The sequence below is a fragment of the Amycolatopsis antarctica genome (assembly GCF_002262875.1).
Taxonomy (GTDB): Bacteria; Actinomycetota; Actinomycetes; order Mycobacteriales; family Pseudonocardiaceae; genus Amycolatopsis; species Amycolatopsis antarctica.
Genome location: NZ_NKYE01000006.1, coordinates 300270 through 322171 on the forward strand (window position 1 = coordinate 300270; position 21902 = coordinate 322171).

General features: G+C 71.3%; 17 protein-coding genes and 1 pseudogene. 7 read left to right on the forward strand and 11 right to left on the reverse strand.

The window, feature by feature from the left end; translation table 11 throughout:
- Positions 1–93: 93 nt before the first annotated feature.
- On the reverse strand, positions 94–912 hold the full coding sequence (locus CFN78_RS12545; protein ID WP_094862903.1) for an IclR family transcriptional regulator: 819 nt from the start codon (positions 910–912) through the stop codon (positions 94–96).
- 237 nt (positions 913–1149) lie between these two features.
- On the opposite strand from CFN78_RS12545, the gene CFN78_RS12550 reads away from it, so the two are divergent.
- Both CFN78_RS12550 and CFN78_RS12555 read left to right on the forward strand, forming a co-directional pair.
- Positions 1150–3249, forward strand: a complete 2100-nt coding sequence (locus tag CFN78_RS12550; protein WP_133116334.1) for a hypothetical protein — start codon at positions 1150–1152, stop codon at positions 3247–3249.
- A gap of 132 nt (positions 3250–3381) precedes the next feature.
- The gene (locus CFN78_RS12555) at positions 3382–4095 is read left to right on the forward strand and encodes a 4'-phosphopantetheinyl transferase family protein (RefSeq protein ID WP_094862905.1); all 714 of its coding nucleotides are present in this window, start codon (positions 3382–3384) and stop codon (positions 4093–4095) included.
- An 8-nt stretch (positions 4096–4103) separates the two neighbouring features.
- Here the strand turns inward: CFN78_RS12555 and CFN78_RS12560 are convergent, their stop codons facing one another.
- Positions 4104–4499, reverse strand: a complete 396-nt coding sequence (locus CFN78_RS12560; RefSeq protein WP_240519420.1) for a TraR/DksA family transcriptional regulator — start codon at positions 4497–4499, stop codon at positions 4104–4106.
- A gap of 286 nt (positions 4500–4785) precedes the next feature.
- On the opposite strand from CFN78_RS12560, the gene CFN78_RS12565 reads away from it, so the two are divergent.
- Positions 4786–6864 carry an acyltransferase family protein gene (locus CFN78_RS12565; protein WP_094862999.1) on the forward strand — a complete coding sequence of 693 codons (2079 nt, stop codon included), beginning with the start codon at positions 4786–4788 and terminating at the stop codon, positions 6862–6864.
- A 12-nt stretch (positions 6865–6876) separates the two neighbouring features.
- Here CFN78_RS12565 and CFN78_RS12570 read toward each other — a convergent pair whose 3' ends face one another.
- Entirely contained in the window at positions 6877–7428 is a 552-nt protein-coding gene (locus tag CFN78_RS12570; protein WP_240519428.1) for a DUF6328 family protein, read from the reverse strand.
- Positions 7429–7649: 221 nt separating this feature from the next.
- Here CFN78_RS12570 and CFN78_RS30205 point away from each other — a divergent pair.
- Both CFN78_RS30205 and CFN78_RS30210 read left to right on the forward strand, forming a co-directional pair.
- Positions 7650–7907 (forward strand): annotated as a pseudogene (locus tag CFN78_RS30205) (GNAT family N-acetyltransferase); the annotation flags it as partial.
- 148 nt (positions 7908–8055) lie between these two features.
- The gene (locus CFN78_RS30210; RefSeq protein ID WP_338065529.1) at positions 8056–8250 is read left to right on the forward strand and encodes a GNAT family N-acetyltransferase; all 195 of its coding nucleotides are present in this window, start codon (positions 8056–8058) and stop codon (positions 8248–8250) included.
- Positions 8251–8419: 169 nt separating this feature from the next.
- On the opposite strand, the gene CFN78_RS12580 is transcribed toward CFN78_RS30210, so the two are convergent.
- The 8 genes from CFN78_RS12580 to CFN78_RS12610 form a co-directional block, all read right to left on the reverse strand.
- The gene (locus tag CFN78_RS12580) at positions 8420–9580 is read right to left on the reverse strand and encodes an NAD(P)/FAD-dependent oxidoreductase (RefSeq protein WP_094862906.1); all 1161 of its coding nucleotides are present in this window, start codon (positions 9578–9580) and stop codon (positions 8420–8422) included.
- Between the two features lie 127 nt (positions 9581–9707).
- Entirely contained in the window at positions 9708–9857 is a 150-nt protein-coding gene (locus CFN78_RS29125) for a hypothetical protein (RefSeq protein WP_165777536.1), read from the reverse strand.
- Positions 9858–10083: 226 nt separating this feature from the next.
- Positions 10084–11043: an LLM class flavin-dependent oxidoreductase gene (locus tag CFN78_RS12585; RefSeq protein WP_094862907.1), complete on the reverse strand. Its 960-nt coding sequence runs from the start codon at positions 11041–11043 to the stop codon at positions 10084–10086.
- A complete protein-coding gene (locus CFN78_RS12590; RefSeq protein ID WP_094862908.1) occupies positions 11040–12098 on the reverse strand; it encodes a lantibiotic dehydratase C-terminal domain-containing protein in 1059 nt (352 codons plus the stop codon). The genes CFN78_RS12585 and CFN78_RS12590 overlap by 4 nt, the downstream gene beginning before the upstream one ends.
- Positions 12095–14782 (reverse strand): lantibiotic dehydratase, encoded by a 2688-nt coding sequence (locus CFN78_RS12595; protein ID WP_094862909.1) that lies wholly within the window; start codon positions 14780–14782, stop codon positions 12095–12097. The genes CFN78_RS12590 and CFN78_RS12595 overlap by 4 nt, the downstream gene beginning before the upstream one ends.
- Positions 14782–16434, reverse strand: coding sequence for a nitroreductase family protein (locus tag CFN78_RS12600; protein ID WP_094862910.1), 1653 nt, complete (start codon positions 16432–16434; stop codon positions 14782–14784). The genes CFN78_RS12595 and CFN78_RS12600 overlap by 1 nt, the downstream gene beginning before the upstream one ends.
- Before the next feature lie 18 nt (positions 16435–16452).
- The gene (locus CFN78_RS12605) at positions 16453–18357 is read right to left on the reverse strand and encodes a TOMM precursor leader peptide-binding protein (RefSeq protein ID WP_094862911.1); all 1905 of its coding nucleotides are present in this window, start codon (positions 18355–18357) and stop codon (positions 16453–16455) included.
- Positions 18351–20495 carry a TOMM precursor leader peptide-binding protein gene (locus CFN78_RS12610; protein WP_094862912.1) on the reverse strand — a complete coding sequence of 715 codons (2145 nt, stop codon included), beginning with the start codon at positions 20493–20495 and terminating at the stop codon, positions 18351–18353. Before CFN78_RS12610 ends, CFN78_RS12605 begins: the two co-directional genes overlap by 7 nt.
- A gap of 217 nt (positions 20496–20712) precedes the next feature.
- Between CFN78_RS12610 and CFN78_RS12615 the strand changes: the two genes are divergently transcribed.
- Both CFN78_RS12615 and CFN78_RS12620 read left to right on the forward strand, forming a co-directional pair.
- Complete coding sequence (locus CFN78_RS12615; protein WP_094862913.1) at positions 20713–21654, forward strand: pseudouridine synthase; 942 nt, start codon at positions 20713–20715, stop codon at positions 21652–21654.
- A complete protein-coding gene (locus CFN78_RS12620; protein WP_240519421.1) occupies positions 21651–21872 on the forward strand; it encodes a putative acetyltransferase in 222 nt (73 codons plus the stop codon). Before CFN78_RS12615 ends, CFN78_RS12620 begins: the two co-directional genes overlap by 4 nt.
- Positions 21873–21902 lie beyond the last annotated feature (30 nt).

Consider the following 21902-nt stretch of genomic DNA (forward strand, 5'->3'; position numbering starts at 1 on the left):
TCGATCGTTATTTCGAAAATAACTTCTTCAAACCGAAGAAGCTAGACCTGTCACCTCGGTGGCGCAAGGATGTGACCGGGCGTGATCGATCCGCTAGAAGCCGAGCTTCGCGGAGATCTCCTTTGCTTGCCGCACAACCAGTTCCGTCGCCGACACCAGCTTCCGGCCGCCGAGTTCCCTGGCGAATCCGGTCACGCCGATCGAGCCCGCGACGGCACCCTCGGAGTCGAAGAACGCCGCGGCGACGCACGCGATCTCGGCCGTCTCCTCCTCGTCCTCCACCGCGTACCCGAGCTGGCGGACCTTGGCGAGCTGGGTGCGCACGCCGCGTGCGGTCGCCTTGCGCGCCTTGGGCCCGGTGCCCTGCACCAGGTGGTCCAGCAGCGGTTCGAGTTCGGCGTCCGGGAGATACGCGGCGATCGCCTTGCCCAGCGCGGTGAGGTTGAACGGCGACACCTTGCCCGGGTAGGTGTCGAACTGGATGAACCCTGGAGTGGCGGCCTTCGCCACGTAGACCACCGAGGCACCGTCGAGCACCCCGACGTGCGCGGGCATCCGCAGCGCGTCCGCCAGCTCTCGCAACTGCGGCTGTGCCACCTCGGACAGGTCCTCGCGGCGGATCAGCGGAGCCGCCAGATCGTACAGCCGCAGCGTGGGACGCCAGAAATGACTGCGCCCCACCACCCTGCGAGTCGCGTAGCCGCGCTGTTCCAGCGTGTAGACGATCGAGGCGCAGGTCGCCAGCGGGATGGAGGTCGCCTTGGCGAGCGCGGTGAGAGTGAGCCCCTCCTCGGCCCCGACCAGGGTCTCCAGCACCGTGAGAGCGCGGTCCACCGAGGGTGAGGCCGGCTTCTCCGGCTCGGGCACGGCGGTTTTCGGCGCGGGTCGCTGTGCGGCCGTTCGAGCGGTCATCGTGCGTCACCTCAGTGGTCCGGCCGGATCGCTCCCGGCCTGACGGGTTATCCCACGCGGCACCCGGTCACGGCAAGGCCGCCGCCCGATCGGCGGTGACGGACGGGCCCGGTCCGACGCAGGGCAGAGCAGGGTGACGGCGGTGTCACCGCTTCGGGCCTATCCCGTGAGCGACCGTCGAGGGGATCATTTGATTCTTCAGGTACTCGTACTCATCTTCGATATACGGAGAATACTATGCGAGGTCGCTACTGGAGAGCTTCGGTCACCACGTTCATCACATCCTGTGTCCTCGCCGCACTCACGGCGGGCGCACCGATCGCAGCCGCGCAACCCGAACCACCCCCACCGGCGCCCGCACGGGCGAAAGACGCGCCGGCACAGGAGATCCAGGACGCCGTATCACCCCAGGACGGGATCAAGGCGGCGATGACCGGCGGCAACACCGTCTACGCCGACGTCCGTGAGAACGAACCCCGTGCGGACGGCTACCGGCACATCGACACCCCCGCGCTGGTGGGAAAACTGAAGGCGCTGGGCCTGAACACCTACGTCTACGGCATCTGGGACTCCCCCACCGACTGGGACGACCTGCGTACCGAGTTCGCACCGGCCGCGGCCGCGGCGGGCATCCGGATCTGGGTGTACGTGGTTCCGCCGTCGGAGTGCCTGGACAGCCCGATACCGCACGAAAGCGGACGCTGTTCCCGGCCGTACAAGCTCGACTTCGTCACCTGGGCACGGGAGATCGCCGCGCTGTCCCTGCAGTACCCCAACATCGTCGCCTGGGCGATCGACGACTTCATCATCGGCGCCAACGGCGACCTGTTCACCCAGGACTACATGCAGCAGATCGTCGACAGTCAGGACGCGGTGAACCGCAGGCTCGGGTTCTACACGACCGCCTACTTCCCTGAGGCCACCAATCCCGAGTTCTACGAACGGTTCGCGCCCTACATCGACGGGATCGTTTATCCGTACCTCGGCCGCAGCGGCAACACCCAGGACCCGGACGCGGTCCGGGCCAATGTGGAGGAGATCCTGCGGCACACCGAACCACGCGGTCTCGGGGTGCTGCTGCTGCTCTACACCGGCCGCTTCCTCGATGCCTCGCTGCCACCGACGGAAACCTATGTGGCGCAGACGATCCACAACGCACTGCCCTACGTGCGGAACAAACGGATCCTGGGAATCGACGCCTACGGGCTGCCGATGGCCGACCGGCCGAGCATCACCGCGGACAACCGGGCCGCCCATGGCATCGGCCGGTTCAACGTCTCGCTGTCACCGTTCGTCACCACCGAACCCGGTCAGTATGCCCAGGCGGAGCAACGGGTGGCCGTCGATCCCCGCGCTCGCAAGCACGTACTGTCGTTCGCTGATTTCGACTGGTACTACGGCAATCTCGGCAACTCCGGTACCCACGTCAAGCAGGTTCTGGTGAACGGGGAGGTGGCCTGGGAGTCGGACGTGGCCGACGCCGGCGGGCACAGTTATGCGCAACGGTCGGTGGATCTGACCGACGCGCTGCGCGGCACGCACTCGGCCACCATCGCCCTGCGTGTGCTGGAGCGCCAGGGGGCCACCGACTTCCCGCTGGACATCGGGTTCGACGACGTCCGTGCCGAGGGTTTCTCGATCCGCAACGGTGGCTTCGAACACGAGACGGACTGGCGGATCACCGCGAACAACGATCGTCTGCTGCCCTCGATCGACCTCTACGCACCGGACCGGCCCGCCCGCATCCGCGAGGCGGTGGCGGTGTCGATGCGCGGCCTGCCGTACATCGGCGGACCGATGCCACCCGAGCCGCCGACGGACGGGTACCGCACGGACAACCGGGCGATGTACGGCGACGGACGGCTGAGCATCTCGGTCCCCGAGCGCACCGCGGTCGACGCCGGACGGTGCGCCTCGGCGACGCAGACCGTCCGGGCCGATCCGGCCGCACCGCGGTACGAACTGTCCTTCTGGGACTACGACCAGTACGCGAAATCCGAGGCGGCGTCCGGAAAACTCGTCAAACGGGTCCTCGTCGACGGGTTCGAGGCGTACCGCCACGATGTGGGCGACCTCTGGGAGTACACCTGGATGAACGGCGAGTCCGGGCAGGGGCCCATCGACGTGAGCCGGTTCCTGGACGGCAAGACCTCCGCGACGCTGACGTTCCAGCTCTGCACCACGGCGCCGATCACCGACCTCGCGGTCGACGTCGGCTTCGACACGGTGGAGACGATCGGGTTCACCGTCGAGGAACCCGGGTTCGAGGCACCGGGGCCGTGGACCACCTCGTCCACCGATCCGGCGCTGAGCGCCGCGGTCCGAACGGCAGGGTGACTCCACCCCGGGCGGAGCCTGCGCCCGGGGCACCGCCGACGCGGGCACACCGCCGCCACGATGTGCCCGCGCCCGGCCTGCCCGGGACCCACAGCATGCTAGGTTTTTCCTTGTGAACAGGGGAAAGCGCGCATGATCGGGGAACTGCTTCCGGCCACGGTGGCGGCGGTGGAGACCACCGTGGATCCGGCAGGGGCGACGCTGTTCCCGGAAGAGAGCGCCCTGCTGACCAGGGCCGTCGACAAGCGCAAGCGGGAGTTCACCACGGTGCGGCACTGCGCGCGCCAGGCGATGGCCGCACTCGGCGTCCCCGCGGCCCCGATCCTGCCCGGTGAGCGGCGGGCACCGATCTGGCCGGACGGCATCGCGGGCAGCATGACCCACACCGCCGGTTACCGAGCCGCGGCGCTCGCCCGCACCTCCGACATCGTCAGCCTCGGAATCGACGCGGAACCACACGGCCCACTGCCCGAGGGCGTGCTCGACACCGTCTCGCTCCCGGCCGAGCGCGCCTGGATCGCGGCCAGCCGGGCCGAGTCGCCGGACGTGCACTGGGACCGGCTGCTGTTCTGTGCGAAGGAAGCCGTCTACAAGACCTGGTTCCCGCTGACGCTCCGGTGGCTCGGCTTCGAGGACGCCGAGATCGGCGTCGATGTCGACGCCGGTGCCGGGGCGGGGGGCGCGAGTGGCGCGAGTGGCGCGAGTGGCGCGTTCCACGCCCGCATCCTGGTCGAACCCGGCGTGTCCGGCGACCGCGTGTTCCACGCCTTCGACGGTCGCTGGCTGGTACGCGACGGTTTCGTTCTGGCGGCGATCGCGGTGCCCGCCTCCCATCCGCCGCGCTGACCCGCGCGCTACCGGCGTCCCCGGTCGGCACAACGAACGCACCTGTCCGCGGTCGGCAGCGCCTCCAGCCTCCCGGCTGACAATGTGCGGCCGCAGAGCGAACAGCTGCCGTAGGTGCCCGCCTCCAGCCGCGCGTACGCCCGGTCCAGACTGACCAGGTCCTCACGGGCGGCCGCGAGCAGAGACTGCGCCTGCGCGCGCTCGAAGGCGATGGTGGCTCCCTCGGGGTCGTGCTCGTCGTCGCCGGATTCCCAGACCGCGCCCTCGACGATGTCCGCCACCCGCGCCGTCATCGCGTCGATCCGGCGCAGCGTTTCCACGCGGGCCTGGTCGAGCAGTCCGCGGGCGGTCGCCGGATCGGGATCGGTCATCGCCAGGCACAACACCGTCACCCGCGCGGTCATTCCGGGGTGTTCACGTCCTTGGCGGTTCCGGTGTGGCCGCCGAGGGCCGAATGGGGGCGCCGCCACCGCGCTGAGCCGCTGAACAGAGCCAAAGCGTATATGTCGTTATACGCGATGTGGACGATTAACCGTACGCACATGCGTCCGGTATGATTCCCACTTCGGAAGCGCCTGACCTGGGGTCCGGGCCGGTAGTACCTACTGGCGGGCTGCCGATTCCGGCGAGATGAGATTGTGTAACTCGCTCGTCTCAGTGAACGTGGACCGCGCCCTGGAGGAACGCCCGATGGCCAAGCCCACCTCGGACTCGGCCGTCGGCCGCTTCGCCGCCACCGGCCCGGTGAACACCCCGGAGCCGCGCAAGTACCGGCCGGAACTTCAGGGACTGCGGGCGCTCGCCGCTCTGCTCGTGGTCGCCTACCACGTCTGGCTCGGCCGCATCTCCGGCGGAGTCGACGTGTTCTTCCTCGTCTCCGGGTTCCTGATCACCGGCCAGCTCGTCAGGGCGAGCGCCCGCGGCGGGATCCGGTTCCGCCCGATGTGGGGCCGGATGATCAAGCGCCTGTTCCCCGCGGCGCTCACGGTCCTGCTGGTGACGGCCGCGGCGAGCACGCTGCTGCTCCCGGAGAACCGCTGGTTCCAGACGATCAAGGAGATCGTCGCCTCGGCGCTGTACGTGGAGAACTGGCGCCTCGCCGCCGACTCCGTGGACTACTTCACCCAGCACGACTCCGCCAGCGTCGTTCAGCACTTCTGGTCACTGTCCATCCAGGGCCAGTTCTACATCGTGTGGCCACTGCTGATCGCGGCCGTGGCGCTGGTGGCCCACCGGTTCCGCCGCGACCTGCGCCGCGGTGTGGCCGTGGTGCTCGGCGCCGCGTTCGCCGGCTCACTGGCGTACTCGATCGTGCTCACCATCATCGACCAGCCCTTCGCCTACTTCCACTCGCTGACCCGCGTCTGGGAGTTCGCCCTCGGCGGCCTGGTCGCGCTCGCCGTCGACACCCTCGTGCTGCCCAGGACGGCACGGATCGTGCTGGGCTGGCTCGGTGTCGTCGGGCTCGTCTCCTGCGGCCTGGTGCTCCAGGTGGGCACCATGTTTCCCGGCTACCTCGCGTTGTGGCCCACCCTGTCCGCGGTGTTCGTGATCATGGCGGGGGCGACCGGGAGCCGTTTCGGCGCCGACCGGCTGCTCAGTTCGGCGCCACTGGAGTATCTCGGCAACCTCAGCTACGCCCTGTACCTGTGGCACTGGCCGGTCCTGGTGTTCTACCTCGTCGCACGGGAGCGCAGCGAGGTCGGGCTGCTCGGCGGCCTGTTCATCGTGGGCCTGTCCGGGGTGCTCGCCGCGATCACGTACCACCTGATCGAGCAGCCGGTGCGCGACTCCAGGATCGGTGTCGCCAACCGCTGGGGCTCCTACCGGTTCGCCGCACTGGCCATGGCTCCGGTGCTGCTGCTGGCCGGGGGATGGCAGGCGGTCAGCCTCGCGCGCTCCGACTCGTCCGCGGCGGCCGTCGGCAACGACGACCACCCCGGTGCCCTCGCCCGCTCCCCCGGCTTCGAGTACCGCGGTTCCGCACAGGCCGACCTCGTCCCCTCGTTCCTGTCGGTGACCGACGACTACGCGACCATCGACGAGGAGGACTGCTTCACGGCCGAGCGCAGCGAGGAACTCGTCATCTGCGCCACCCAATACGCCGAACAGCCGACCCGTCGCATCGTGGTCGCCGGTGACTCGCACGCACAGCAGCTCATCGGTGCCCTCAAACCGATCGCGGAGAGCCGCAACTGGCAGATCATCTCGATGCTGCGCGGCGGCTGCCCCTTCTCCACCGAGTCGGAGACCGTGCCGGGAGACCAGCCGTGCATGGACTGGAACGCCTCGGTGGTGGACGAGATCGTCGACCTGCGGCCGGACGCGGTGCTCTCGATCGCCACCAGGGACGCGAAACCGGGTGTCACCGAGTACACCCCACCCGGGTACGTGAACCAGTGGCGCAAGGTCGACGAGGCCGGGATCCCCATCGTCGCCGTGCGGGACAATCCGCGCTACGACTTCGCACCCTCGATCTGCGTGGAACTCAACGGGGCGGCGGCCCCGGAGTGCGCGACGCCGAGGTCCGAGGTGCTGGAACCCGAGCCGCCGTACCTGTTCGCCGCGGACGTGCCGCAGAACGTGTCGTTCCTGGACTTCAGCGACTACTACTGCGAGGTCGATCTCTGCCCGCCGACCATCGGCAACGTCCTGGTGTACCTGGACGACAACCACATCAACGCGACCTACATGACGACGATGTCGCCGATCGTGGAGCAGAGCCTCGACGGCGCGCTGGGCTGGAATCCCGCGGACATCCCGTCCTGACCGCACACCGGTTCAGGGTGCACCAGCGGACCCGTCCGGCCCCTCCCCCGCGTCCGGGCGATACGGCCGGGCAGCGCCGCCTGCCGGCTCCTCGGCCGGATCCCCGGGGCCGAGGTGTACCTGCTCGGTGCGCAGCCGGTGCGGCAGCCAGAACCACAGGACGCCGAACAGCACGGCGGGCAGCAGCGCGGTGGCGATCATGGCGACCGGTCCGAAGACGACTTTGCCGATCAGCGCGACCGTGGTGGTGACCGCGGCGGCCAGGCACACCACGCCGGCCAGCACGGAGGTGTTGCCCGCGCGCAGGATGTCGTCCCGCCTCCCGGTACGGAAGAGGATGCGGTGCCACACCACCGGCGCGGTCAGCAGCGCGGTCGCCGCCACCGTGAGCAGGACGGCGACCAGGTGCAGCGACTTCTCGAACGCCGAGGCGTCCCGGAAGGTGTCGGTGAAGGCGACGGACAACAGGAAGCCGAACAGGATCTGCACGGCCGCCTGCGCCACTCGCAGCTCGGCCAGCAGCTCGCTGACGTTGCGGGTGAGACGCTGGCTGTGGTTCTCCATCGCCCTGAGGCTGGTGTTCACGCCTCACCGGGTACCCGCTCACGCGCTCCGGTAACCCCGTCGAGTGACCGACGAGGTGCGTCGGTCGCGTCGTCGCGGCGCCCGGTCACCTCGCGCGTCCGGCCCACCGCGCGGCGTGCCGGCGGATGTCCGCGCGCAGGCTCTCCACCGCCGCGCCGAATCCGGTTGGCGCGGACCGGCGGCCCCGGCACGATGGGACGATGGACGTGTTCCTGACGACCCTCAGGCTGCTGCTCCGCCGGTTCACCGAGTCCGATGTGGACGATCTGGTCGCGCTGGACGGCGATCCCACCGTGATGCGGTACCTGACCGGCGGTGCGCCGACCCCACGTGAGGTGGTCGAACAGCGGATCCTGCCCGCGATCCTGCGCGGGTACGAGACCGGCTCGCGGTTCGGCACCTGGGCCGCGCTGGAACGGACGACCGGCGCCGCGCTCGGCTGGTTCGCCCTGCACCCGCCCGGCGGCGGCCGCGCGGAGGAACCCGAACTCGGCTACCGGCTGCGAAGTACGGCCTGGGGGGCGGGGTTTCGCCACGGAGGGCGCCAGGGCGCTGATCGACTACGGATTCGCCGACCCCGCCGTACGCCGGATCTTCGGGACCACGATGGCCGTCAATCTGGCCTCCCGCCGGGTGATGGAGAAGGCGGGGATGCGGCACGCCCGTACCTTCCACGTGGAGTTCGACGACCCCATCGCGGGCACCGAGTTCGGCGAGGTGGAGTACGCGCTGACCCGAACGGAGTGGCTCGGCGCGGCGAACGGCGTCACCACGCGGACGGAACCAGACCTTCGGCCGTAGCAAGGGGTTCGGGCCGGGCCGATACTCGTGGACAGACGATCCGCACGCCGCTTCCGCCGGCAGCGCGCGGTTCCTCCCCGAAACCGGGCCGTCGATCCGTTGTGCTGTCACGGATCGGCGGCCCCGTCCACTCGCACGGCCGAGTCCGCCCGTGCGTGTCCGCCGGTACTCAGCCCGCGAGGGTGGACGCCGGGACGAGGTCGGCGACATCGTCCGGATAACTTCCGCCGAACGCGGCGAGTACCTGCGCGGTCGCGGCCGGGTCCGCGGCCAGGGCACGCAACCGGTCCAGATCCTCGGGCACCTCGAGGGACGCGAGGTGCAGGGTCGTCGGGAAGTTCCGCTCGGCCAGCGCGTCCCGGGCGGCCGCGTACCCGTCCAGCGCCGCGTCCAGGCCGTCCTCGTCGGACACGTCACGGCCCACGCATCCGGCCAGGATCCGGGCCTGATGGAAGGCGTCGGTGATGCCCTGTGCGGTGATCGAGTCCTTGTGGTGACCAGCATCGCCGACCAGCGCCCACCCCGGGCCCGCGGCCCGCCGAAGGTAGTTGGGCTGCCATCCGGTGCCGTAGAGGCGGTCCCGCTGCCTGCCCGCGCACATGCGCCGGAACAGGTCCGGCGCCGTGGCGCGCACGTTCGCGAGGTACGCCTCCATGGGGTCCTCCCGCACCCTCGCGAACGCCTCGTGCGGGAAATAGGTGACGACCAGCGTCTGGTCCGCGTGGGTCGGGAAGCAGCCGACCGCCCGGCCCGGCCCGCTGTAGGTCTCGAACTGCGCCGGAACACCGCTCCAGTACGTGTAGTAAGCGCAGGTCAGAACCGGGTGCTCGACCTGGGTTCTGGCACCGGTGGCCCGCGCCACCCTGGACCGCACCCCGTCCGCGCCGACGACCAGCCGCGCCCGTACGTCCCGGTCACCGTCCGGCGTCCGGCAGCGCACGCCGGTGACGCGATCACCGTCGCGGAGCACGTCACGCACCGCCCAGCCCGGCCGGAACTCCGCACCCGCGCCGACGGCCGCACCGGCCAGCGCCTGGTCCAGGATCCGCCGTCGCGGGGCGTAGGCCGTCTCGGCCGCGCCGGCCAGCGTGACCTCGCCGATGCCGAACGTACGGTGGGTGATCGGCGGGCAACCCGTGGCGGCGAGTTCACCGAGCAGGCCCCACTGATCCAGCAGGCGGACGCCCGCCGGCTGGATGTACAGCGTGGACAAGGTGTCGCCGAGAGCACGCGAACGGTCCAGCAGGAGCACCCGGTGACCGGCTCGGGCCAGCAGCATGGCGGCCGGGGCACCGCCACAGCGGGCCCCCACGACCACTACGTCGAACATGTCGCCCCCGTTCGCCCCCGGCGGGCAGTACGCCGCCCGCCGACTTCCCCGCCGACGCGAAAAAGCCGCCGGGGCGCTCTCCTCGAGCGCTCCGGCGGCTTTTCAGCACATCAGTTCATCGTGTTCGTCAGCGATTCTCGGTGTTCGAACCACCTGTCGGAACAGCGCAGGTCGAAGGACTGGTGACCGTGGTACCGGCCAGCATCCGAGCGGGTTCTTCGATGTCGATGACCTCGAAAGCCTCCGCTTCCAATGCCCCCAGCTCGTCGGATAGCATGCACAATCTCCAATCGATTTAAGGTCGATCTGTTTCATAACGGTATCGTGACCCGGTAACAGTGTCAATGTCCCGCAACAACGGTGAAGCCCGCGCGAACGTTCCTTCCCGCTGCCAATAGCGACATGGCCTGCGATTCGTCACAGCGTGTTTCACCTGAATGCGTTTCGTCACCGGATCATCATTACCATGTGTCGTCGCCGCGCCCCGACTACCAGTATTTTCCTTATAGGACAAGACGTCCGAGGAGATTCTTCAGGTCGGCGAGTGCTGCCACATGCCCTTCGCTCAGGCACACGCCAGTCGAATTCAGCACGATTTCATCAACTCCCGCTTCGGTGAATTCCGTTAACCGGTCGATTACTTCCGTGCTGTCCCCGCTCAGAAACGCCCCGCCATCCATAAGCGCGGACGCCGCCCGTCGCGGATCGTCGAGGTCCGGGTCGATTCCCGCCTCCCGCAACATACCCGCGTAGTGCGGAAGTCCGAGATGCACGCGGCTGGACGCCAGCGCGAGGTCGAGCGGATCGCGCGATTCCGCCGTCAGGGCGACCGGCACCATCGCCACGACCCGGGGGGCCGGGCGGTCCGCAGCGGCGGCGCCCGCACGCAACTCCGGCAGCAGTACCTCGCCGATGTACGAGGCGGGGGCGAGCCAGGTGATGGCCACGTCCGCCACCTCCCCCGCCAGCCGTGCCATCCGCGGCCGGAGAACACCGAGTCCGAGTTCGACCGGTGGGCGCACGACCGAGGGAAGCACCGCACGGCAGTGGAAGTACTCGCCGTCGAACTCGCACTCCCCCGTCTCGGTCAACCGCCGCACGATCGTCAGGTACTCGCGTACCGCCGTCAGCGGGCTCCGATACGCGGCCCCGAGAACGGCGCGCTGAACATCGGCGGGCCCCGGGCCGAAACCCGCCACCACGGGGTGCCCGAGCAGGACGGCGGCCGACTGCGCCTGCAGGGCGGCGTCGTAGGGATGCCGGTAGGGCATCACCGAGACGCCGGTGCCCACCGGCGTGCGGAAACCGCTGGCGGAGGCGAACACGAACGCCTGGTACGGATCGCCGACCGGGGTCTGTCCCAGCCAGAGCCGCCCACCGGTCCGCTCAGCGAGCGCCGCGTAGGGCAGCACCTGGTTCGGCCGAAGCGGCCACTGCGGTACCAGGACCGAGTAGGGGCTCACGTCAGGAAGCAATCCGTGATCGCCCGCCGCAGCACGAAGCTGAGGTAGTTCTCGGCCGACACCGAGATGCCCAGCCGGTTGTTCGTCATGTGCAGGTGGCTCCGGGCGAGGTACGACAGCGCACGCTCCCAGCTCGCACCGGAGGAACCCGGCACCGGGTCTCCGGTCTCCGGGCTGTCCAGCAGCCCCCGATCGGCCGCGTCGGCCAGATCCTTCCGCAGGTCCGCACACCGCGACGCCCACCCGGGAACGAACGCGGGGCCCGCACCGGCGCCACCCTCGGCGACCGCACCGTGGATCGTCCGCACCCTGGCCCGCAGGCTCTCGGCCATCTGCTGGTAGGCACGCTCGTACCGCTCGTACTCGGTGCCGAACATGCCCTCCCAGGACGCCAGGTACTCCCCGAAGAAACCGGCGGTGCGCTGGTGGTCGCCCATGAACGCGTAGGCCGTGGCCAGCATGACCTGGCTGCCGAGCCCGAGCAGCACACTGCGGACGTGCACGTTCTCCGCCGCCAGCACGTCGAAGGCGAGGTCGCTGGAGTGCTCGGCGTGCCGCTCCGCGAGCTCAAGGCCTCTGGCCCCGCCGTAACGCCCCACCTCGGGCGCGTACTCGAAGTAGCCGAGCGTGTTGTACTCGTGCTGCGGCATCCGGCCGTCCTCGCCGTAACGCCGTGCCCACTGCTCGGCCGAGAACTCCAGCAGGAACCGTTCCCGGTACTGCTCCTGGCTCAGGTCGCGGCCGGGGTCGTAGACCGAGGGCTCCCGGTCGAGGAAGCCGGTCACCTCCGCTTCCAGGAGCTGCCGTACCTCGCCGGCCCGCCCGTCCTCGGGACGCAGCCGCAGTCGCAGGTGCGAACCCTCCAGCCAGTGCCGGACGAAGAAGTGACCGGAGATCAGTTCCTCCTCGCGCAGCCGGGCGATCAGCGGACCGACGCACCGGGTGAGCAACGGCGTGCGGTCGTAGGCGTAGTAGATGTGCGCGGAGAGCCAGTCGCCGGGCAGCAATGCGCCGGGGTCGACGCGATCGCCGCTCAGCGGAGTCGTGGGCGTCATGGTCTTCCCTTTCGCACGCCGGTGATCTCGATACACAGTTCGCTGGTGTGGCCCTCCCCGTTGCGGCCGGGCCACGCCTCGTCCGGGCCGGGGACCATCTCGGTCAGCCGGATCGGCCCGGTCGCGGAACGCGCGTCGTGCTCGAAGGCGAGCATGGACATCGCGCTGTCCGGGCTGACGTAGCGGGGTTTCCCGGCGACCCGTGGCCGCGTGCCACCCGCCCGGCCCGGCACGGTGCAGAACAGGTGTGCGGGCAACCGGCGGTCGCGCCACCAGCGTCGCCAGCCGAGCAGCCAACCGGCCGACTCCCGGGCGTGCTCCACGCGGGGCAGGGACTCCGGGGTCACCGACCACTGCCGCCGCCGCAGGACCAGGTCGCGATAGCGGATACGGGGGTGCTCCTCCACGCCGTCGATCCGGCGGCCCGCCACCCACTCGCCGAAGTTCAGGTTCGGCATCACCGTGCAGGACAGCGCCAGCAGCGTGCGCTGTATCTCGGGCAGCGCCACGGGCATCAGCGAGCCGAGGTACACCGGGATGACGCGCACGCCGAGGCGGACCGAGCGCAGCGTCAGCTCGCCGGAGTCCGGGTCGTGCGCCAGGACCAGGTCGTCCACCGGCAGTCGTTCCTGCGGCGGGCGGAAACAGATCTCCGCTGGACCGACGATCTCGTACGGCGTGAGCGGTGCGTGCCAGCCCAGGTTCGACGCGTCGTAGCCGCCGGTGAGCTCCGCGTAGACCGCCGAATCCGGCCGGGTGCGGCCCGCGTGGTCCCGCAGGGTGGCCGCGACCGGCAGTCCGGTCGCGTGCTCGAGCGGATAGCCGAACCTGCCGATCGGCATACCCAGCCCGGTGTAGGCGAAGTTGAGCGCGGCGACGGGGTCGCGGTCCCGCCGGGCGAGCTGCAGGAAGAACGCCGCGGGCAGCACCTCCGGGGTCACCTCGGCCAGCGGGGCACGCACCCGTTCGAGCAGTTCGTCGTCCAGGCACAGCTCGGCGGCCCCCTCGGGCAGATCCCGGCCGCGCGCACCCAGTTCCTCCGCCAGCACGTCCCGGGCGCGGCGCAGAGCGGCCAGCTCAGCGCCGACCGGCGAGCCGGCGGCCCGGTCACCGGTGTCGCCGGCCTCGCGCCGGTCGTAGGCCGTCAGCCTGCCCGAGCTCCGTCGCTGGAACTCGTGGGCGAACCCGGCGATGTCGGCGCACCGCCCGCCGTGGCCCTGCCGTTCGAGGAAGTACTCCTTGGCCAGGACGCGGTCCACGACCAGCGGGTCGAACGCGGGCAGCACGGCGGCGAGGCGTTCGAGCTGTGGCAGCAGAGCGGATTCCCACTGTCCGCGGTGCACGGTGGCGACCCGTTCGGAGACGCTGTCCTCGTAGAACACCGTGCGCGGGCCGTCCGCCTCCGGCCTGCCCAGCTCGCGCTGCGCCTCGATCACCTGTGCACCGGCCTCGGCCGCGAGCTCCGCCCGGCGCGCAGGTCCCGCCGAGGCGTACCGCTCGGCGCAGGCGGCCATGCGCCCGACCCGTCCGGCGGCGGCGACGGCCGGCGCCGAGGGCAATTCCGCGAGGCGACGGCCGAAGTCCGCCGCCGGATCGGCGGCGCGCGGGTCCATCCTCAGGTACGGCGAGACGAGCAGGCCGAGGTCGAGCAGCTTGCCGACGTAGGCGTGCAGGCGATCCCGGGGCCGCCCGTCCGGGTCCCGCTCGTGCAGTCTGGTCACCAGCTCCTCGACGCGCAGATCAGGGCCGTCGCCGAGGAGGCCGACGATCTCGTCGACGACCTGGCCTCGTGGCACCGAGAAGTCGACCTCCTCGAGCAGGCCGGCGGTCGGTGCCGTGGGGTCGGGGTTGTAGCCGTACTGCCTCCGGACGTACCGGATCCGGTCGTCCTCGTGCCGGCGGCCGGAAGTCAGCCGCACCGGGAGCACCCGGCGGACGTCCTCCGACAGCGCCAGCGCGTCGACCACCGGCCCGAGAGCCGCGAAGTTGACCCTCACGTTGTTCCGGAACGCGCCGGCGTCGGAGTTCAGGTCGAGCAGGGGGCCGTCCTCGGCCACGCGGCCGAGACAGACTCCGGTGAAGCTGCTGAACGGGCTGGTCTTGAACGCCGAGCGGAACGCGTAGTTGACCAGCGAGCGCTCCACACCCCGCAACCGTTTCGGCAGCGGCCCGGACCCGGGCGCGTCGAGATATCGGGGAAGTTCACTGTCGAGCAGCGGAGCACCGAGCTGGATGCCTTGGCGCAGACGGGAATCCCGGCCGAGTTCGCGCAGCCGCAGCCGCGCGCCACGCAGCTCCTCCCGCACGGTGGTGGCCGCCTCCTCCAGACCATCCCGGTAGGCGCGGTACACCGAGAGCCAGGCGTGCAGCAGGTCCCCGGCACCGGCGGGTGCGACGTCCGCGGCGTTCTCCGCGAGCGGGCGCAGGTTGTGCACGTCGCGGCGCAGGGCCAGCAGCCGCCGTCGCGCAGCCGGGTCGCCGGTGGCCGCGACCGCGGCACCGAGGGCGACCGTCACCTCCGCCGCGTCCGTCCGCAGTCGTTCCTCCAAGTCGAGCAGCCGGTCCAGGGTCGCGGCCGACCGGGGCGCGTGCAGCCCTGCCACGTCCTGAACGGACAGTCCCGCCACCCGGACCAGGAAGTACGGCGAGGGCGTGAACAGGTGGGACGGCGCGTTGTCCGGCATCAGTCCTCCACCGCCGCAGCGGGCTCCACAATGGACAGTGCACTGGCCAGGTCGGCCTCGCCCTCGCGTTCCCCGCCCACCATGAGCAGCAGCATCGGCCACTGGTCCGTTCCGGACAGTCCGAGCCGCGGTGCCAGCGCCGCGTTGTCGAATCCGAGCACGGCACCGCAGCCGACACCGAGCGCCGCCGCGGTCAGATAGAGGTTCTGCGCGATCGCGCCGACCTCGGCGTTGAGCAGCCGGTACCCGCGGGCTCCCGCCACGCCGAGGAACCGGTGCGGGCGGGCCACGATCGCCACCAGCGCGGCGGCCTGTTCGAGGTTGTAGTTGGAGAGGGCGTAGTACTGCTGCAATCCGGACACGTCCTCGCACCCGGCCACGGCTCGCAGCCCGTGCTCCTCCGGGGCGTAGTCGTACACGCCCCGCGGCACCGCGTCCACGTGCTGGACGAGGGCGACCACCCTGGTCGTGCGGACCCCCGGGGACCGCAGCTCCGGGTGCACGATGGGATGCCTGGCGGTCGCCGCGAGCAGGGTGGCGAGATCGACGGCGGGCAGCGGCGGGTTCGCGCTGAACCTGCCGAAGCTGGACTTCCTGTTCCGCAGTACCTCGGCCGGGGCGGCACCGAGGCGGCCGTGTTCGGCCGCGGGCAGGGCACGGACGCCGTCGCCCGCGCCGTCCGGTAGAGCTGCCGGGTCGAGGGCCCGCGCCCGCGGCGCACGCTCCTCGACGAACGCGGCGTGGTGCACCCGTTCCACCCTCGGCCAGCGGGTCACCCGTGCGGAACGTTCCACTTCGGACACTCGTACCGGCGGTGCGGCCGCGGCGGGCGGCGGCTCGTGCGGGGCGGGCGGGGCGCCAGGCAGCGGAACAACCGCGAACACGCTCTCCGCCAACGGATCCACGTTCAGCAGGCGGTCGAGCGCCGCCTCCGCGAACCACATCCGCGGTGCCAGCGAGACACCGCCGGACCGCGCGATCGCGTGCCAGGTGGCCAGCAGGCAGCCGACATCCATCGTGACACAGTGGTAGGCGAAGTCCGCGTACTTGAACGAGTTCTTCCACAGCTTGACGGTCACGAGCAGGTAGCCGCCGCCCGCGTCCTCTCCGGACGGGGCCGCGGGGCCGGTGATGTCCCCGAGGGCCTCCCGCACCCGGGTCGCGGCCTCGCCCAGCGCGATCCGGTTCATCGCGTGGTGGGGCGCCGAGTAGTGGTAGATCCCCGGTAACCCCCGATCGCCGGCACCGGGCACCCAGTAGATCTCGCAGGGGTACAGCCCGCCGCCCGCGGCACTGCCCCGGGCCCACACCGCGCCCGGGTACGGAATCTGTCCCTCCTGCTGGGGATTTCCGGTGATGCGCGTGCGCCGCCCGATCAGGCCGTACGAGTACAGCAGCAGGCTCGACATGAGCCCGGCACTCCACTGCCCATGGCCGGCGGGCGCGTCACCGAACAGCACACCGTCCAGTGACCCGGCCCCAGCCGCGGGAGGAGGCAGGGCGAGCCGGTCGGCGTGCTCGTACACCTTGTACTGCCACGGGTGGTCCGCCCAGTCCGGCTCGTACCCCTCCGGCGACATCGGCGCCCGGCGCAGCACGTCGTCCAGGTACCGGGCGACCTCGTCCACGACGTCCTCCTCGCTCTCGCGCATCACGTCCGGCTCGTTCCTCTACATGAAGGGGTGCGGCACACGGTGCAACTCCCCCGGCGTCAGGTCGGTCCCGCGCCACCCGGCCCTGCGGAAGGCCGAGAACATCCGCGGCATCCGGAGCGCGCGCTGCTTCGACCAGCCGAAGTCGATGGGGATCATGCCGGGCGCGAGCACGCGCACGGTGTGGATGCCGAGCGCTCGACCCTCCGGGGTGGTCTGGTCGACGATCACCACGTCGAAGCCCGCCCCGGCCAGATGGTCACGGCAGAACCGGAGGTCGCCGGTGAGGTCCGGGCCGGACGGACGGACGGCCTGCCAGGCCGCGTACACCTCGTCGAACGGACATGGCGGCGCATCGTCGGGACGGACCCCGGCGTGCCGGGACATCTCCGGCAGGCCGAAGAGCGCGGCGTGGTCGGCCAGGCCGTTGACCTCGGAGTAGTCCCGTGCCATCGCGCGGATCCGCTCCTGCTCGGCTTCGGTCCGTTCGGTGAGATCTGCGACGGACGAGGCCACCTCGCGCAGGGCCGAGGCGAGCGCACGCCCCGGATCCAGGTGGGCGGCGGCGGACACGCTCAGCGCACCCAGCCGTTCCGGATCGCGGTGCAGCGCCATGACCACGACCACCGGAATGTCCAGATCGATCCGCGCGTCCAGCACCCGGACCCGGTAGCCGCGGCGGCGAACCCGCTCCAGCAGCCGCCGGGTGGACACGTCCGGGCAGGTGTCCGCGTCGATCTCCGGCAACCGCGCCGCCCCGTACCAGGCGAGCAGGAAGGCGTCCCGCTCGACGAGCTCGAACAGTCCGTGCAGCACCGCCTCCTCGACGCAACTCCCGCTCGCGCACCCGTTCGACGACTCCTTCACGAAGACCGCGTCCGTGGCCTCGGTTCGGTAGTAGGCGAGTTGTCTCGGAACCAGCACCGGCCGCTCGCGCACCGCCGAATACCCCCACACCCAGTGGATCTCCAGGTCAGGATGGTAGGGGGCGAACACCTCGCCGGTCGGGTGCCGCACGCCGTCCTCGTACAACCCGCACAGCTCCGGGTCGACCGCGCGCTCCGCCAGTTCGGCGTAACGGCCGTGCACCGCCGTCGGCACCCGCGCACAGGCCAGTCCCGCGTAGCGCTCCATCGCCTCGCACAGTGCGAACGCGGCGCTGTCCGCGTAGCTGTCGGCGTGCCCGCTCCAGTGCACCGGGAACAGGTCCCGCGTGTCCCGGACCAGGAAGTGCCCGGTGGCGGGCGCGGTGGTGGTGTGCGCGAGTTCGTGCCGCACGGCGCCGCCGAGCATCCCGCACGCCGGGTTGGCCAGCACGTCCTCGCGGGGCAGCAGGTCCGTGGCGGACCGCAGCCGGTCGACGCCGGCCGCGGGTCTGGGCCGTGGCCGCAGGGTGATCACAGGCGGTTCGGACGGCGCCGCGGGCGAACACCGGGTGCATGCCGGGTCGGCCAGCAGCCAGTGCCGCCGGACCAGCAGCGTGCGCGCCTCTACACGGTAGACCTCGGACATTCCGGCTCCCGGCCGGTGGGCCCGCTCCCGGTGGGCGGCCCCTGCGCTCAGCGCGGCGACCGTGTCCACCAAAAACGGTGTCAGGTAAGGGATCGGGCCGGCGGCGTGGACGTCGGCCCCAGCGTCGAGCACGTCCCGCTGCTCCGCGCCGCGGCGCTTGTGCCAGCGGAGAGCGAAGCAGTGGACGCAGGGCCCGCCGTCACCGTCCGGGCTGTGCGGCGGGCCCACGAACACCTCGGCCGGTGCCAGCGACACCGGTAACCCCGCCTCGGATCCGGGCTCGGACGTGTCCGGGGGCCGGGCGTAGCCGAGCAGGCCGACACGGGGACGGAACTCCGCCGGTACACCGGGCAGCGCGTCGAGCAGTGCCGCCTCCAGCCAGTCCCGGTCCCGCTCGGGCGCGGTCAGCATCCGGCCTCGTTTTCGCGCAGCAGCACCCGGACCGTCACCAGACCGGCGGACCGCAGGTCCCCCGGAGTCGTGTCCACGACCAGGGCATCCTGTCCGCGCCCGCGCAGCGCCGCCACGATCTCGCGGTGGCAGGCAGGACCGCGGTCGGCCGCCGCGCCGTCCCCGACGGGCAGTACACGCGGATCGAGGCCGGGCAGGACCGGGTCGCCGAGATCGGCGGGTTCGCCGGCCCCGGCCAGCCCGAGCGTGCCGACCAGGTCGCGCAGTCCCGCGACGAGGGCCTGCTCACGCGTGTGGCCGGTGCCGAGTGTCCACATCGGATGGTCGGTCTCGTCGTCGATCGTGACGACGCAGGCGAAGCCGGGCTCCGCGCCGGGCAGATCCAGCAGCCGGAGCGTGCCCGGGAATCCGTTCGCGGCGCGCAGCAGGAAGTCCAGGTCCCCGGTCGCGCCGGCCGCGTCGAGGTTGCGCGCAGGCAGCTCGCCGCGCAGGGCGGCACGCAGACCGGTGAAACCCAGTGCGGACAACAGGCCCGCTGACACCGCCGCCTCGATGGAATCCCCGCAGGCCGCTCCCGCGCAGGTCCGCTCCATCGTCATCCCGTGGTTGTCCTCGCCCCCCGGGTATGCCGCCACGGCGGGGACCCGCCACCACCGGTCGTCGACGATCGAATACGCGGGCACCCACGCCCCGGCGACCTCCGACGGCAGTCCCTCCGACGACAGTCCACTGTGGATGGACAGGGACTCGGGCGGCACCGGATCGCCGTCATCGCCGTGCGCTCGGCGCGCCGAGGTGGCCGTTCCGCGGCCGGCGACGTCCTCCGCGTAACAGACGGCGGCGGCCCGCACGGCTCTTCCGCGCGCGTTCTTTAGTGTGTCCAGGTCGAAGGCGGCGATCTCCCGGCTCGCCGTGCCGGGCCCGTCCACCGGATACAGCAGGACGCGTCCCGCCCGGAGCGGGGACTGCGTGAGCGTCAGGTCCCGGTAGCCGCCCAGCACGCCGCCGTTCTTCCCGAACAGCACGGCCTCGCCCGCCGGGGCACCCGCCCCCTCGTGCCGCACGCACGGTTCGCAGAGCGGGTGCGGCAGCAGGGTCTCGCGTCCGGATTCGGCCGTGTCGAGGTCCTGGGTGACGATGGCGCCCTCGGTCTCCGGTGCCAGTACGCCGGTGCGCAGGCGGAACGCCTCGAACGCCAGCAGGGTGCCGAGCATGCGGGCGAGGTGTGGCGGGCAGGAGTCGGCGGCGCACCGGCCGCCGAGGGCCGCCGCCCGCCACAGTCGCACGCCGTCCGCCGCCGAACGCGCTCCCGCCTGCCGCAGCACCGCGCACTGCCAGCAGGGTCCCGCGGCGGGCCGGACCATCGGGCCGATCACGGCCCGGCCGCCCAGCACCAGCGAGGGCAGCAGAGCGGGGCCATCGCCGGAGCGGGCGAGCGCGTTCCATCGCAGCAGTTCGGCGACATCGCCTCCGGCGCCGATGACCAGGTCGTACTCCGCGAGCGCGGCGCCGTGCGGCCCCGCCTCCGTCTCGTGCACGGTGCACGGTGCGCCTTCGGCCCGCAACCGGCCGGCCTCCGCGGTGAGCGCCTCCGGCGCCGGGCCGGTGACGGTCACCTCGGCCGCGCCGTTGCGCAGCAGTCCGGTCGCCGTCGCGGCGACCAGTTCCGGTGCGCCGAGCAGGAGGAAACGCGACTCCCGGAACGCCATGAACCGGGCCTCGCCCGGATGCGCGAAGTGCGCCACGTAGCCGATCTGGCGACCGAACACGGCGCGCACCCCGGCCGGGATCCGCGCGGGCTCGGCGTCCCGCTCGTCGTGCAGGTAACCCCGCTCGGCGAGCAGGCCGATCAGGTTCACCAGGGTTCGCCGATGCTCCTCGGGAAGGCCGGAGGACAACTGCTCGACCGTGTGCTCACCGTTCATCCGCGGCGCGAGGAGCGTGATCCAGCGGTAGGTCGACCGGCCCTTGAGCACGAACTGATCACCCGGACGTTGCAGGTAGACCCCGTCGTCGGACTCGGCGAAGATGACGTCCTGGCGCAGCCTCGGCCGGTATCCGGCCGCCGCGCCTCCGGAACGCTCCGCGCCGCCTGCGGGCTCCGTGGTATCGGTGCCCGATGTCGATGTCTCCTCCACGCCGACGAACCCCCAGTTGATCTTGACACCGCTCGGCGAAGTCTAACGTCGGGCCCGACCGGCACGCCACACTCGACGAGTCCACCGCGCCCCGCCGGATGCCGTGGTCGCCGGGGCGCCCCGGTGGCGGTGTGCGGGCCGGCCGAGGTGCCCGGCGAAGTGCTCCGGACCGTCCCGGCATGGCCGCGACGGTGCACGCCGCATACGCTGACCGGCGATGAGACGCAAGCTGCGGTCCCCGTTGCCGCAACGGCACGGCCTCGACGCGGCGCGGCTGAAGATGCCGGCCGAGGGGCACTGGGAGACCATGCGCGACCATCTCGTTGAGCGACTTTCGATGGTCGCCCCGGAGCGCATCGACGCGATGTTCGCCGAGGACCGGTTCGTCGGCATGGAGGGACCGGTCCGCCGGGACGCACCGTTCGCCCCCGACTCGTTCGTCTGGTTCCATCGCGACCTTCCGGTGGAGCATCCGGTGCCGTTCGACATCGACGTGGTGCATCGGGACGAGCACCTGCTGGTCGTGCACAAACCGCATTTCCTCTCCACCATCCCGCGGGGCAAGCACATCCTGGAGACGGCGCTGGTACGACTGCGCCGCGAACTGGACCTGCCGGCCCTGGTCCCGGCCCACCGCCTCGACCGGGTGACGGCCGGGTTGCTGATGTTCGTGATCACCCCCGAGCGGCGCGGCGCCTACCAGACGTTGTTCCGGGATCGCTTGGTGCACAAGGAGTACGAGGCGATCGCCCGGCACGATCCGCACCTGGACCTGCCCCGGACGGTGCGCAGCAGGATCGTCAAGGAGCGGGGGGTGATCACGGCGTACGAGGTGCCGGGAGAACCGAACGCCGAGACCCGGATCGAACTGGCCGAACGGCGCGCGGGACTGGGCCGGTACCGGCTGCTGCCCGCGACCGGGCGCACGCACCAGCTCCGGCTGCACATGAGCGGCCTCGGCCTGCCGATCCTGGGTGACGACTTCTACCCGGCGCTGACCGAGACCCCGCTGCACGACTTCAGCAGGCCCCTGCAGCTGCTCGCCCGGGTGCTGGAGTTCACCGATCCCTGCACCGGCCTGCGGCGCCGGTTCGAGAGCGCGGCGACGCTGCTGGCCTGGGAGTCCTACGAAGACTGGGACACCGGGTGGACAGGGTGAGCACCCCGGCGGAGCGGCTGGCAGAGCTGGCGGAGGGCACTCGGGTCGTGGTGCGGCACCGGATCGAGGGCGGGTTCACCGACGCGCTCGGCTACCTGCGGGAGCACGACGCCACCGGATGCACCGTGCAGACGCGGCGTGGCCTGGTCCGGGTCGCGCTCGCCGACGTGGTGGCCGCCAAACCGGTGCCCGAGCCGCCTGCGCGCCGCAGAGCCTGACGGTCGCCGGGCGGCCGCGGATCGGGCTAC